Source organism: Flavobacterium sp. N502540 (assembly GCF_025947365.1).
In the GTDB taxonomy this organism is placed as follows: Bacteria; Bacteroidota; Bacteroidia; order Flavobacteriales; family Flavobacteriaceae; genus Flavobacterium.
This window is the reverse complement of the sequence record NZ_CP110012.1, coordinates 4,088,732-4,103,477: the sequence shown is the minus strand read 5'-3', so window position 1 is coordinate 4,103,477 and position 14,746 is coordinate 4,088,732. Positions and strand designations below refer to the sequence as shown.

Genomic DNA, 14,746 nt, shown 5'->3' with positions numbered 1-14,746 from the left:
TTAAAGTTTTTTCAAAATCTTCTGTAAAACTAACTGCGCTGAATATGTTCTGTTATTGGCCTGCTGAATTACAATTGAATTCTTACCGTCGAGTACTTCATCGCTTACAATAACGTTACGACGAACAGGAAGACAATGCATGAATTTCCCATTGTTGGTTAAAGCCATTTTCTCGGCTGTAACAGTCCAGTTTGGGTCTGTATTGGTTACTTTTCCGTAGTCGTTAAAATTGCTCCAGTTTTTTACGTACACAAAATCGGCATTTTCAAACGCTTTGTTCTGATCGTATTCTATTTTACAGTCTTTTGTGATTTCAGGGCTTAATTCGTAACCTTCCGGATGTGTGATTACAAAATCCATATCTTTTTGCATTTGCATCATTTCTACGAATGAATTGGCAACGGCCTGTGGCAAAGCTTTTGGATGAGGCGCCCAGGAAAGTACTACTTTGGGTTTATGCTTGGTTTTGTATTCTTCCATGGTAATAGCATCCGCTAAAGATTGCATCGGATGACGTACGGCACTTTCCATATTTACAATGGGTACGGTTGCGTGTTTCAAAAATCCTGAAATTACCGTTTCAGCATAATCTTTTTCTTTGTCTGCCAAACCTGCGAAAGCACGAATTGCAATAATATCGCAATACTGTGACACTACTTCTGCAGCTTCTTTAATGTGCTCTGACGCACCTGAATCCATAATGGCTCCATCTTCGAATTCTAACGTCCAGCCTTCGTTGGTAAAATTCATTACCATAACATTCATCCCTAAGTTCACAGCCGCTTTCTGAGTACTCAGACGCGTTCTTAAACTTGGATTAAAAAATAACATTCCTAAGGTTTTATTCTTCCCTAAAGCCTGATTTTTAAGTGGGTTCTTTTTAATTTTTAACGCACCTTTCACCCATTTTGATAAGGAGTCGATATCTTGTATTGAAATATAATTCATTGTTTTTTCTTTTTTAATTTAGATAATGTGATAATTAGAAAATTGGATAATTGTGCATTATCTAATTAACTAATTTTCTAATTGCCCCATTAGATTATTTTAGTAAAGGGAATCTCATCCTTTAAAGCCTTCAAAATAAAATTATCATTTAAACCGTTAACGATCCAGGTTTCAATATTGGCAGCTTTTGCAATTGCGGCAGCTTCTATCTTCGACTGCATCCCTCCTGTTCCATGTGATGATTTTGATTCTCCAATTTCATTTTCCAATATTCTTAAATCCTTTACCAGTTTGATCGTTTCAGGAATTTCATCGTGAATCGAATCTTTGGTATAAATCCCATTTGTATTGGTGGCAATAATCAAAATATCAACATTTAAAAGAACGGCTGTCAGTGCTGCCAGTTTATCGTTGTCTCCAAACCGGATCTCATCTGTAGCAACCGTATCATTTTCATTAATAATCGGAATGTAATTGTTCTCTACCAAAACGTTTATAGTATTGACAATATTGACTTTAGACTGCTCTTTCTCGAAATCAGAATAAGACAATAAACATTGTGATGTCAATAATCCCAAATCGCTGAAATTCTCGTGGAAAATCCGCATCAAATGTGGCTGCCCGATTGATGCTAGGGCTTGTTTCACAACAATTTCTTTTCCTTTACTTTCGAGCTTTACAAATTGCTTTGCCGCTGCGATTGCTCCGGAACTCACAATTACAAACTCGTACTCTTTATTTAAAGCTGCAATCTGCATTCCGAGGTCTTCGATCTTTCCCCGTGAAATATGATTGGTTTCTTTGGTTAAAGTATTACTTCCTATTTTTAATAAAATCCTCTTCTTACTCATTTTTTAAAGGTGCTAAGGTTCTAAGATGCTGAGATTCTAAGTTTTTTCAGAATTGTCTAATTATCTAATTCCCTTAATTATCTTATTTGCCATATTCTCTATTTAACCGCAAAGGGCGCAAGGTTTTTTAATTTCTTTGTCTGGATAAACACTAGGTTCGCAAAGCTTTGTTTTGATAAATTCCAATTTTTAAAATTCCAAATTCTAATAATTTACAATCTAAAATCCTAAGAAAGTCCAACGATCTAATTGTCTAATTATCTAATTGCCTCAATTACCTAATTTGCCTCAATTACCTAATTTGCCCCTCTCCGTACACGTACCATTTATTGGTTACGAGATGCTGAAGTCCGATAGGACCCCGCTGATGCAATTTATCGGTACTTATCGCTAATTCACCTCCCAGACCAAACTGTCCTCCATCTGTAAAACGTGTTGAAGCATTTTGATAAACCGCTGCGGTATCCACAGCATCCATAAATTCCTGTGCTGCCTTATCGTCCCTAGTAATAATTACTGCCGAGTGTCCTCCACAATATTTATTTATTTTTTCGATTGCATTTTCTTCAGAATCAATAGCTCCAATTACGATTTTATAATCCAGAAACTCTTCGTACCAAATATCTTCATTTTGAAGTGTTTCAGTATCTTCAAAACTTTTTAGTGACTCATCAACAATTACTTCTACTTTATATTGTTTTAGCTCTTCAATTAAAATAGCTGTAAATCCTTCAAAATTAGGCAGCTTCGAATCTATTAAAACCTTATCAACTGCATTACAAGCTGAAATTTTAGAAGTTTTGGCATTTATAATTATTTTTAAAGCCAAATCCGTATCTGCTTTTTCATGAACGTAGACAAAATTATTTCCTCGTCCGCTTACAATAACCGGGCAGCTGGCGTGTGCTTTGACAAACTCAATTAACTTTTCTCCTCCTCTTGGAACAATTAAATCTACTTTTTGAGTTGGTTTTTCTAAAAAGGCCTGAGTTTCTGTGCGATTATAATTCAAATATTCCACCCAGTCCTTTGAAACTCCGTTTTTCTCTAAAGCCTGATGCCATAAACTCACAATTTTCAAATTCGATTTTAAAGCTTCTTTTCCACCTTTCAATAAAATCTTATTTCCGGATTTAAAAGCTATTCCCCCAGCTTCAATTGTAACATCGGGGCGGGATTCGTAAATGATTAAAATCGTCCCGAAAGCGGCCGTTTTGTTAATCACTTTTATGCCATTATCATGAACAAAATGAAAACGTTCTACTCCAACCGGATCTTCTTGTGAAGCCAGTTGATTGAGTGATAAAATCATTTCATCCACTTTTTTATCATCTACCTTTAAACGCTCTTCCATTGCTAAGTCTGAGCCGTCATAATCAGCAAGATCTTCCTGATTGGTTAAGATAATCTGGTTCCGCTCCTGCTCGACCAGCTGCGCCATAGCACGCAAAACCAGATTACGTTTTTCAATTGATAATGGGTTCATTTTTTTGGTTTAATTGGTTAGTTGTTAATTCGTTTAATCGATTAACCAAATAAACGATTAAACGAATTAACAGTATATGGGTAAACTTTAATTTTTAAGTTCTTCCAGACTTTCTTTTAAAGCTGCAATGAAAGTATCAATATCTGATTTCTTCACTGTTAATGGAGGAAGAATTCTCAACAGATTTTTATTGTTGGCACTTCCCGTGAAAATATGTTTTTCGATGATTAGTTTTTTCCTTAAAGCTGCTACATCAAAATCAAACTCCACTCCAAGCATCAAACCTTTCCCTTTTACTTTTTTAATTCCTTCAACTTCTTTAATTTTTTCTAAGAAATAAGCCGAAACTTCGTTTACATTCTTCTGTAAATCCAATTTTTCAATTACATCCAGCACTGCAATTCCGGCAGCACATGATAAATGACTACCTCCAAAAGTGGTTCCCAACAATCCGAAACTTGCTTCAAATTTTGGAGAGATTAAAATAGCTCCAACCGGAAAACCATTCCCCATTCCTTTAGCAACCGAAATAATATCAGCATTGATTCCGTGATGTTGGAAGGCAAAGAATTTTCCGCTTCTTCCGTATCCTGACTGTACTTCGTCTAAAATCAAAACCACATCGTGCTTTTTACAGGCTTTTTCCAGAGCCTGAAAAAATTCGGTTGTTCCCTCGTCTAAACCTCCTACTCCTTGAATTCCTTCAATAATTACTGCTGTAACATCACCTTTTGCAAGTTCTGCTTCAACTAATTCGATTTGATTTAAGGGTAAAAAAGTAACTTTCTGTTGCGCATTTATTGGGGCAACAATTTTTTTATTATCGGTAACAGCAACTGCTGCAGAGGTTCTTCCGTGAAAAGAATTATCAAAAGCTACAACTCTTGATTTTCCGTTATGAAAAGAGGCTAATTTTAAAGCATTTTCGTTGGCTTCAGCACCTGAACTACACAAAAACAACTCATACTCTTCCAATCCTGACAGCTTTCCTAATTTCTGAGCCAGCTCTACCTGTAATGGATTCTGAATCGCGTTGGAATAAAATCCTAAATGATCCAACTGGTTCTTTAATTTGGTTACGTAATCCGGTTGTGTATGGCCAATCGAAATTACACCATGTCCGCTGTATAAATCTAAGTATTCTACTCCTTTGTCATCTACAATTGTACAATCTATAGCTTTAACCGGAGTGATATCGTATAATGGGTAAACGTTGAATAAGTTCATATGTTTTTGTTTATTTTGTTTCATGTTTCAAGTTACAAGTTGCTCGTTAAACGTTAAACTTGGAACTTCAACTTGAACCTGATTTGAGTTTCAAATCTCAAGTTACGTACAGAACGTAAAACCTGAAACTTGAAACAAATTTTTCCTAAAATCCGCTTGGTTTCAATTTTAAACCGGTGGTTTCTTCTAATCCAAACATTAAATTCATGTTTTGAATCGCTTGTCCTGAAGCACCTTTGGTTAAATTGTCAATAATTGAAGTGATCAATATCCGGTTTCCTTTTTTTGTTAAACTAATGATACATTTGTTAGTTTGAACAACTTGTTTCATATTGATGTTTGTTGTTGTCACGGTTACAAAAGGCTCATTTTTATAGAATTCTTCGTATCTGGATACCGTCTGTTCCAGACTTTCATCGGAAATTGTATAAAGTGTAGCAAAAATTCCTCTTGGAAAATCTCCTCTATTTGGAATAAAGAGTAATTCACTTTCAAAATCATCTTGTAACTGAACCAAACTTTCTCCAATTTCTCCCAAATGCTGGTGTTCGAAAGCTTTGTAATGTGACATATTGTTGTTTCTCCAGCTAAAATGAGACGTTTCTGAAAGTCCCACTCCGGCTCCGGTACTTCCGGTTGTTGCATTAATATGTACATCATTAAGCAACAGATCACTGTTTGCTAAAGGCAGCAAAGCCAATTGGATCGCTGTAGCAAAACAACCCGGGTTTGCAATATAATTTGCCTTTTTGATCGCTGGTTTATTCAATTCCGGAAGACCATAAACAAAATCTTTTCCTTCAAAATGGGCATCTTTATTCAATCTGAAATCATTACCCAGATCGATGATTTTCGTGTGGCTTGCAAACTGATTCTCTTTCAAAAATGAAATAGATTTTCCGTGACCAAGACATAGAAATACCACATTTACATTCGGATTAACCACATCAGTAAAATTCATTTCAATATCTCCCATCAAATCCTGATGTGCCACAGAAAGCGGTTTTCCCGAATTGGTTGTACTGTAAACAAAATCAATGTTTACTTTGGGATGATACATTAAGATTCTGATGAGCTCTCCGGCTGTATAGCCTGAGCCACCAATTATTCCGACATTAATCATGATCTAAATGGTTTACAGATGAAAATATGTTTTGAGCATTACCTAAAATCTTAATAAATCCTTTTGCATCGTCGGATGTCCATGCATTATTCATTTCTCCATACTGACCAAAACCTGTATTCATTAAATCATTTTTAGATTCAATTCCGTCAAGTGAAAAATGATATGGTTTTAATGAAACTGTTACGGTTCCGTTCACAGTTTTTTGTGTGTCCTGCAAAAAGGTTTCGATATTACGCATTACCGGATCTAAAAACTGCCCTTCGTGAAATAACATTCCGTACCAGTTTCCTAATTGTTCTTTCCAGTATTGCTGCCATTTACCAAGTGTATGTTTCTCCAGTAAATGGTGAGCTTTGATGATAATTAACGGCGCGGCAGCTTCAAAACCAACTCTTCCTTTAATCCCGATAATGGTATCACCTACGTGAATATCTCTCCCGATAGCATAAGCATTTGCCAGCTTTTCAAGTTTGACAATATTTTTTTCAGGAACATCTTTTTTACCGTTTAACGCTACTAATTCTCCCTGCTCAAAATGCAAAGTCACTTTTTCTTCTCCTTCTTTTTGTAATTGCGAAGGATAAGCTTCACTTGGCAGAGGTTCACTTGACGTTAAGGTTTCTTTACCTCCCACACTAGTTCCCCAAAGCCCTTTATTGATTGAATACTGTGCTTTCTCCCAAGAATAATGCACTCCATTCTTAGACAAATAATCTACTTCTTCTTGTCTTGAAAGTTTTAAATCTCTAATTGGAGTAATGATTTCAATTTCAGGAGCAATAGTCTGAAAAATTAAATCGAAACGGATTTGATCATTTCCTGCACCTGTACTTCCGTGTGCAATGGCACTTGCTCCAACTTTTTTAGCATATTTGATCGCTTCAATTGCCTGAAAAACACGTTCAGCGCTCACTGATAACGGATACGTATTGTTTTTTAATACATTTCCGAAGATCAAATATTTTATAGCTTTGTCATAATATTTGTCTACAATTGTCAGGTTTGCGTGTTGTGCGCTTCCTAACTCATATGCTCTCTTTTCGATAGCTGATAATTCTTCTTCATCAAATCCTCCAGTATCTACCAGAACCGTATGAACTTCATATCCTTTTTCATTTTTTAAATATTTCAAACAATACGAGGTATCTAATCCTCCACTATAAGCTAATACAACTTTTTTCATTTTTTATAATTTAAGCTAATACTTTCGTATTTAGCACGTTTGAGATTCTATTTTTTGTTTAATTTTTAAGATAAGAACCCGAAAAACAACGTTTTATTCAGGAACAAAGCTTGCTTGATTTTTTTCAATCTGCTTAAAACAGCTACGTTAAATGGGTGTTTTGGCGGATCTTTTTGTTTGTCTTTTGGATCATACAACATCCCCGTACAAAGACACATTTTATTTTCTTTGCTTTTTAAAATTTCGTAATTGGTACAGGTTTTACAGCCTGCCCAAAAACTTGGATCGGTAGTCAGCTCAGAAAAAGGTACTGGTTTGTATCCCAAATCAGAGTTTATTTTCATTACGGCCAAACCTGTTGTAATACCAAATATCTTAGCCTCAGGATATCTTTCTAAAGAATAATCGAAAACTTTTGACTTGATTTTTTTGGCCAAGCCTAAACTTCTGTAATCTGGATGTACGATTAAGCCCGAATGAGCTACAAATTTTCCGTGCTGCCAGCTTTCGATGTAACAAAAACCTGCAAATTTTCCATCTGCCAGAGCAATCATCGCATCACCATTTGACATTTTTTTCTGAATATATTCAGGAGTTCTTTTAGCAATCCCGGTGCCTCTTAATAAGGCTGATGATTCTATTGTATCGCAAATTTCCTGTGCGAATTTGAAGTGTTCTTCCTGAGTAACAACAATAGAGATTTTCATTTCAATAGTTGAAGTTAGAGTTAAAAATTAAAACGTATTGTTTAGTTTGAAATCCTGAATTCAATCCAATAAAAATAAGCAAAATAGAAGTAACATTCTCAAAATCAAAAACTTGATTAAGAAAATTCAAAAAATAATATATACTTTTAGGATATGTTTGTCCAATGGACAAATGATGTGATTTCAAGATGAAAAATGAATAGAAATAAATACGCGGCGAAAAACTCGGTGAACACTATAGAGATAGCGTCCGTACTTCGGGAGAAGTTACAGCTGAGTTTGTCCGTGACAAAGAAGTTATATGTAAACTTATTTTATTCATCGACTGCAAAAGTACACTATTTTTTTATTTACAAAACAAAAAAATAAAATTCTAACATTTTTTTTACAAAATGTTAATACTAGTCCATAAAAAACCCGATAGCTACAAATAACTATCGGGCTTTTAATAAATTAACTTTTTATATTTTAATTTTTAGTAAACGGTATCGAATCACCGCTACTTAAAATAATCATATCAAAACCACTTTTGGCTTCATTAAATTTAAATTTTAATCCAGCTTCAGCTGATTGAAAGACATCTTTTTCATTTTCTACCGCCTTAACCGTAAACTTAGGATAGTTTGTTATTTGAACAGTCAATGCACTATTTTTTTCTGAAAAGTCGATTTTCAAAGGTGCTCTTGAGGTTGAATACGTTCCTACATAGCCATCTAAAACCACGTCTTTCTCTATTTTACCGTTTCCCCCTGTCCAAACATTATTGGCTACATTATTATCAGGGAAAACATGATCAGGATCAAGTGTTATACTTTCTATCTCTTCAGTAGAATTATGTTTGAAAGTCCATACCTTATTACGTTGCCAAACTTCTACAGGCAATTTCACTCTTGTAACTTTCCCGCTTTTTGTTTTCACATCTAAAATAACCGGCATAGGCATTTTATCGAAATTTTCAACTGTAATCGCAACTCCTTTTGACGGGTCATTTTTTATGTATTTAATCGAATTAATCCCCTGATCAAAACGCCAGTTGTTTACAAACCAGCTTCTCCAGAACCAACTCAAATCTTCACCCGCCACATTTTCCATCGATCTGAAGAAATCATCCGGCTGAGGATGCTTATAAGCCCAACGCTCTATGTAAGTACGAAAAGCAAGATCAAAACGCTCTTTTCCTAAAACTTGTTCTCTTAAAATTATTAAACCCGAACTTGGTTTAAAATAACACAACGTACCAATATTGGCCTCCTTCATATTATCAGGCGAACTCATTATGGTCTCTAAATTTGGTCTCGTAAAAGACTCTGCTAATTTATTCAAATCTGATGGTGCTTCATTATACTCTCCCTTATTAAAGTCTGCCGTACTAAGTGAGTTAATAAAAGTATTAAATCCTTCATCCATCCAGCCAAATAATCTTTCGTTTGAGCCCACAATCATAGGAAACCAAATATGTCCAAATTCATGATCGGTTACCCCCCATAATTCTTGCCCTTTTGAATCCCAACTGCAAAAAACAATTCCCGGATATTCCATTCCACCCTCATTACCTGCAACGTTTGTGGCTACCGGATAAGGATATTCAAACCATTGTTTAGAATAATGCTCAATTGATGCTTTTACATATTCAGTTGAACGTCCGTAAGCTTCTTTTCCGCCACTTTCTACCGGATAAGCTGATAAAGCCAATGCTTTTTTACCACTAGGCAGGTTAATTTTCGCACCATCTAAAACAAAAGCTGCTGAGGAAGCCCAAGAAAAATCTCGAGCATTTTTTATTTGATAATGCCACGTTTTCTCTCCTGCTGCTTTTGAATTTGCTGTTGCAGCAACTTCTTCCGCAGAACGAATTGTAACGGTTTTATCACTTTGACCTGCTTCTTTATAGCGTTTAAACTGTTCTGCAGGCAATACTTCTGCACCATTTATCAACTCTCCTGATCCTACAACATAATGGTTTGCAGGTACCGTTAATTTTACATCAAAATTTCCATATTCTAAGTAAAACTCTGACGCACCTAAATATGGTGCAGTATTCCATCCTTTTATATCATCGTACACACACATACGTGGATACCACTGTGCAATCGTAAAAATTTTACCATTTTTAGTTTCTAAAACTCCCATTCTGTCTGATCCTTCAAAAGGCGCAATGAACGAAAACTCAATTTTAATTTTTACAGCTCCTCCTTTTGATGCTAATGTTTCCGGAAGAAATATCTGCATTCTGGTATCTGTAATTACATATTTTGCTTCAATTTCAGTCTTTTTCTTTCCTCCTGAAATTACTTTTACAGATTTAATTTTATTACCTCCGTCAAAAACCTGTCCTTGGGCCCCATTACGACTTCCTGTAAGCGGCACTACCGCATTTCCTCGTGAATCATTTTTAAATAGATTTTGATCTAAATTCAGCCACACAAATGACATTTTATCGGGACTATTATTAGTGTAAGTGATCTCATCTGTACCAATAATTTCATTCGTAGTTCCGTTTAATTTTGCCGTTATCTGATAATCGGCTCTGTTTTGCCAATATTCAACTCCCGGCTGACCATTTGCAGAACGCGTTGGTGTTCCATTTTTAGTATAAAAATTTGGTCCAAACGCATCGTGATAATCGTAATTGTTAACAGGATTTACTACTGTTGCAGGAGGTGTTTGCTGTGCCCAGACAGAAGAAACTCCAACAAACAAAGCCATAGTCAATAAGGCTTTTGAGGATTGTTTTTTCATATTTTTTAGCTGTTTATGTAGCAAATTAATGAAAAAAAAAGCTATTTACAGAGAAATTATAAAACGTAAATCCAATTTTAGCAAAATTTTATGCAAAAAATATTTTAAGCTATTTTCCTAAAAAACTAAAATTTATAAAATATATTTACATCAGTCTATCACTAATCTTTTTCAATTTCAAACACTTTGAATACAACTATCTACAATTCAGCGATAAGCGTCTCAATAAAACATTTCGGAGCAGAATTATTTTCATTAAAAGACAATCAAAACAAAGAATACATTTGGGAAGGTAATCCAAACTTTTGGGGCAAACATTCTCCGGTACTTTTTCCTATTGTAGGTACCCTTAAAAACAATACTTATACAATAGACGAAAAAGAGTATCAATTACCAAGACATGGTTTTGCACGTGATATGAACTTTCAATTAATCGAAAAAACTGACAACACAGCGATTTTCTCTTTAAAATCAAATACCGAAACATTAGAAAAATATCCTTTTGAATTTGAACTACAACTCATTTACAGCATTGAAAACACAACGTTGAATATCGAGTATAAAGTAATCAACACAGGTAAAAATAAAATGCCATTCTCAATCGGGGCTCACCCTGCGATCGCATTACCTGAAGCTTTTGAAAATTATGCATTCCAATTTGAAAAACAAGAAGTTTTGGAATATTATCTTTTAGAAAATGACTTAATTTCTAATCAAACAGAAATCCTGAAGGGCCAAAATGGTTTAATTCCGTTTGACTACCAATTATTCGAAAACGATGCATTAATTTTTAAAACTCTAAAATCAAAATCGTTAACACTTCTTCAAAACTCCGAACCCTATGTCAAAGTTGATTTTGAAGATTTTCTAAGTTTAGGAATCTGGACAAAACCACAAGCTCCTTTTATTTGTATCGAACCTTGGCTTGGATACTCTGACACCGCTGAAAATTCGGGAAATTTATTCGAAAAAGAAGGAATTTTAGTTCTGGAAGCTGATCAAACCTATAATTCAAAATTTAGTATATCAATATTATAATCTACAAAAAAATGCTGGAATTTAATTTTACTCCATTCCCCGTAATCGAAACAGAACGTTTGCTTTTACGAAGAATCACAAATGATGATGTTAATGAAGTTTTCGAATTGCGTTCGAATCCTGAAACTATGAAATTCATCCCTCGTCCCTTAGTCAAAGATTCTGAAGATGCTTTAGCACATATTAAAATGATTGAAGACAAAATTGTCGCAAATGAAGGAATCAATTGGGGAATCACTCTAAAAGACAATCCTAAATTACTGGGAATCATTGGTTACTACAGAATGCAGCCAGAGCATCATCGTGCTGAAATTGGATATATTTTGCTTCCGGAATTTCACGGAAAAGGTATCATCCCAGAATCTGTAAACCGACTAATCACTTATGGATTTGAAGAACTAAAGTTACATTCAATCGAGGCTGTGATAGATCCTGAAAACTATGCCTCTGAAAAAGTATTACAGAAGTGTGGTTTTATTAAAGAAGGACATTTTAAAGAATGTGAACTTTATGACGGCAAGTATCTCGACAGTGTAATCTACTCATTAGTAGATAATAAGAAATCGTAAATTTAGTTAGCAAAAAAACATTCCTGTTAAATTAATTATTCCGGATAATAGAAAGACCTGCTTTGCGTTATATTTGCAGTCGAAATAAGAAATAAGAACTTATTTCAACATATCGAAAGTCTATTTTTATGAAAAAAATTTTTATTGCCCTAGTTCTTTTCTTTTCAGTTCAGTCTCAAAGTCAAACTTTTATTAAGTTTAATGCTGCAACCGCTTTATTGGCAATACCAAATGTTGGAGTTGAAACCAGTATAGGAAAAAATCTAACCTTTAGTGTTGATGTAATGGCATCATTTTGGGAATCTTTCAACGGACATAGTCCAATGAAATTATACACATTAACACCCGAACTTCGTTACCATTTTAAAGAAAATTACAATGGTTTTTATGTAGGTGGTCATGCAGGCCCGGACATTTACGAAATTCAAAAATGGAATTACTGGGGTACCAATAAATACGAAGATGGTTTTGGTTACCGCTTAGGAGTTACTGTTGGGTATAACATAAAGCTAAGTGATAAATTTTTACTGGATATTTTTGCAGGAGGTGGCTGGCACCAAGGTTTTTATCATGGTTATTACAATGATGGAACTCCCGGAAGATATGAAAAAGCGCAAAACTGGAACAAGAGTGGCGAATGGCTTCCATACCGAGGAGGTGTTATGATTTCTTATAAATTGTAATCTACTTTACCAGTTTAGGTAACGTTTTTACATAAAGAGATTCAACTTTTTTACGAGCCCACTCTGTCTTTCTTAAAAAAGTTAAACTTGATTTCACACTTGGGTTTGTCATAAAACACTTAATCGGAATTAATTCCGCGAGAGTATCAAAACCATAGTATTCCACTAATGTTTCTACAATTTTCTGAAGCGTTATACCATGTAAAGGATCTTTCGATTGATTTTGCATTTTATATTTTAAAAATAATTATTATTCTAAGACCGCACTGTATAAAATGTGGTCTTTTTTTTTTACAAAACTAAAAATTTAATTCTTTTAGATTTTATAAAAGTTTTTCATTTTTGTTTTACATTTGTGCACTATGTTAAAAACAGTCAATATACTTAATAAAAGAGCCCGATTTGATTACGAAATAATCGATACTTATACTGCTGGAATTGTTTTGTCGGGAACCGAAATTAAATCCATACGTCTAGGTAAAGCTAATATTACTGAGAGCTTTTGTGAATTTAACAATATGGAGCTCTTTGCAATCAATACTTATATTGAAGAGTATTCTTTTGGAAATCAATTCAATCATAAATCCAGAAGCGAAAGAAAATTACTTCTAAATAAAAAAGAGCTCAAAACTCTGCACAAAAATGTTCAGGCAAAAGGGCTTACTATTGTTCCTTTAAAATTATTTACCAACGAAAAAGGACTTGCCAAACTGCAAATAGGTCTTTGTAAAGGAAAGAAAAATTACGACAAGCGTGAATCTTTAAAAGAGCAGGATACGAAGCGTGATCTGGACCGAATTAAAAAAGCATACAACTAAAGAGAACATCTTTCCAAATCACTACTAAACAAGTATTTATTACTATTTTATCGTTATTTTTATTAAAAACCATTTAACCTTAAAATATAAAAAAGTACTTAATTCTATTCATAACTATTGCCGTTTTGTCAAGTTATGATAGCAACACATCTATTGTCAGTAGCTGGAAAAATGAAAAAAGACTGCTCTCTTTCTCCTAAATAATATTTTGAAAAGCAATATTTTGATATTGCTTTTTTTTTTCAAAAAAATATGACTAAATTTGTCAAGACAATTTAAATAAAGTAAAAATGAAATCGCTCCTTAAAAATGCAAGAGAACAAAAAGGTCTAAAAACCCGCGAAGTAGCACAACTACTTGGTATAGATCAGGCTTTGATAAGCAAATTTGAAAGCGGCTCACGAAAACCAACCAAAGATCAAATTGTTAAACTATCTCAACTTCTAGAGATAGACTACGAGACTTTAATGATCGCATGGCTAAAAGAAAAAATTCTATATGAAATTGGTGATGATGAATTTGCTTTAAAAGCGCTTGAAGTTGCAGAGAAAGAAATCAAATACAATAAAACAGTCTCCAAATTAAAACTGTCAACTACTTTAGAGAAAATTCTTAGTGAGATAGATATATTAAAAGAAAAACTTGATACTTACAGACAATTTGATAGCTATAAAATAAGTCAGGCACTTGAGCTCGAATATACATTTGAAAGCAACCGAATTGAAGGAAATACCATGACGCTTCGCGAAACCGATATGGTTATCAACGAAGGCTTGACCATTTCAGGAAAAAGTATGAGAGAACATCTTGAAACCATAAATCATCAGGAAGCCATAGGCTTTATCAAAGATTTAATGCAAAAAAACAACAGCTTAAATGAACGTGATCTTTTATCTATTCATAATTTAATTCTTAGAGGTATAATTCCCGAAGATGCAGGCCGTTATCGAAAAGTACAGGTCATGATTCAGGGAAGCAGTCACATGCCTCCACAGCCATTTTTAGTTGCCAAGGAAATGGAAGAGTATTTTATTTGGTATGAAATCAACAAAAATAAATTACATCCGGTTATTCTTGCAGCCGAAATGCACGAAAGATTAGTTACAATTCATCCTTTTATCGATGGAAACGGCAGAACGTCCAGACTAGTCATGAATTTAATTTTAATGCAAAAAGGCTACCTGATTGCTAATATAAAAGGAGATTACGAAAACAGAATGCAATACTATCAATCTCTGGAAACCGCTCAAACAAAAAAAGACAAAGAAGATTTTTTATTCTTTATCGCCAGAATTGAAAAAGAGAGCCTGGAGCGTTATATTAGCATTATAGGTCAATAAAAAACGAGAGCCCGCTATACATAGTGGGCTC

Annotated in this window: 14 protein-coding genes; 5 read left to right on the top strand and 9 right to left on the bottom strand. The window is 34.2% G+C overall.

Translation table 11 applies throughout. From position 1 onward, the window contains the following. From OLM58_RS17245 to OLM58_RS17210, 8 genes are all read right to left on the bottom strand, one after another. On the bottom strand, positions 1-948 hold the full coding sequence (locus OLM58_RS17245; RefSeq protein WP_264529870.1) for an N-acetylornithine carbamoyltransferase: 948 nt from the start codon (positions 946-948) through the stop codon (positions 1-3). An 89-nt stretch (positions 949-1,037) separates the two neighbouring features. Beyond that, complete coding sequence (gene proB / locus OLM58_RS17240) at positions 1,038-1,799, bottom strand: glutamate 5-kinase (protein WP_264529869.1); 762 nt, start codon at positions 1,797-1,799, stop codon at positions 1,038-1,040. A 292-nt stretch (positions 1,800-2,091) separates the two neighbouring features. Continuing rightward, complete coding sequence (locus tag OLM58_RS17235) at positions 2,092-3,285, bottom strand: glutamate-5-semialdehyde dehydrogenase (protein WP_264529868.1); 1,194 nt, start codon at positions 3,283-3,285, stop codon at positions 2,092-2,094. An 87-nt stretch (positions 3,286-3,372) separates the two neighbouring features. Then, complete coding sequence (locus OLM58_RS17230) at positions 3,373-4,512, bottom strand: aspartate aminotransferase family protein (protein WP_264529867.1); 1,140 nt, start codon at positions 4,510-4,512, stop codon at positions 3,373-3,375. 145 nt (positions 4,513-4,657) lie between these two features. Continuing rightward, positions 4,658-5,635 carry an N-acetyl-gamma-glutamyl-phosphate reductase gene (gene argC, locus OLM58_RS17225; protein ID WP_264529866.1) on the bottom strand — a complete coding sequence of 326 codons (978 nt, stop codon included), beginning with the start codon at positions 5,633-5,635 and terminating at the stop codon, positions 4,658-4,660. After that, the gene (locus tag OLM58_RS17220) at positions 5,628-6,821 is read right to left on the bottom strand and encodes an argininosuccinate synthase (RefSeq protein ID WP_017497102.1); all 1,194 of its coding nucleotides are present in this window, start codon (positions 6,819-6,821) and stop codon (positions 5,628-5,630) included. Before OLM58_RS17220 ends, argC begins: the two co-directional genes overlap by 8 nt. Before the next feature lie 65 nt (positions 6,822-6,886). Then, a complete protein-coding gene (locus OLM58_RS17215; RefSeq protein WP_264529865.1) occupies positions 6,887-7,528 on the bottom strand; it encodes a GNAT family N-acetyltransferase in 642 nt (213 codons plus the stop codon). Between the two features lie 468 nt (positions 7,529-7,996). Beyond that, a complete protein-coding gene (locus OLM58_RS17210) occupies positions 7,997-10,267 on the bottom strand; it encodes a M1 family metallopeptidase (RefSeq protein ID WP_264529864.1) in 2,271 nt (756 codons plus the stop codon). A 186-nt stretch (positions 10,268-10,453) separates the two neighbouring features. On the opposite strand from OLM58_RS17210, the gene OLM58_RS17205 reads away from it, so the two are divergent. The 3 genes from OLM58_RS17205 to OLM58_RS17195 all read left to right on the top strand — a co-directional run bounded on the left by OLM58_RS17205 (position 10,454) and on the right by OLM58_RS17195 (position 12,557). Continuing rightward, positions 10,454-11,305 (top strand): aldose 1-epimerase family protein, encoded by an 852-nt coding sequence (locus OLM58_RS17205; RefSeq protein ID WP_264529863.1) that lies wholly within the window; start codon positions 10,454-10,456, stop codon positions 11,303-11,305. An 11-nt stretch (positions 11,306-11,316) separates the two neighbouring features. Then, entirely contained in the window at positions 11,317-11,874 is a 558-nt protein-coding gene (locus OLM58_RS17200) for a GNAT family N-acetyltransferase (protein ID WP_264529862.1), read from the top strand. A 128-nt stretch (positions 11,875-12,002) separates the two neighbouring features. Further along, complete coding sequence (locus OLM58_RS17195; RefSeq protein WP_264529861.1) at positions 12,003-12,557, top strand: DUF3575 domain-containing protein; 555 nt, start codon at positions 12,003-12,005, stop codon at positions 12,555-12,557. A gap of 1 nt (position 12,558) precedes the next feature. Here OLM58_RS17195 and OLM58_RS17190 read toward each other — a convergent pair whose 3' ends face one another. Then, complete coding sequence (locus OLM58_RS17190) at positions 12,559-12,786, bottom strand: VF530 family protein (protein ID WP_264529860.1); 228 nt, start codon at positions 12,784-12,786, stop codon at positions 12,559-12,561. Positions 12,787-12,919: 133 nt separating this feature from the next. On the opposite strand from OLM58_RS17190, the gene smpB reads away from it, so the two are divergent. Both smpB and OLM58_RS17180 read left to right on the top strand, forming a co-directional pair. Next, positions 12,920-13,375 carry an SsrA-binding protein SmpB gene (gene smpB / locus OLM58_RS17185; protein WP_017497111.1) on the top strand — a complete coding sequence of 152 codons (456 nt, stop codon included), beginning with the start codon at positions 12,920-12,922 and terminating at the stop codon, positions 13,373-13,375. A gap of 290 nt (positions 13,376-13,665) precedes the next feature. After that, positions 13,666-14,715, top strand: coding sequence for a Fic family protein (locus OLM58_RS17180; RefSeq protein ID WP_264529859.1), 1,050 nt, complete (start codon positions 13,666-13,668; stop codon positions 14,713-14,715). Positions 14,716-14,746 lie beyond the last annotated feature (31 nt).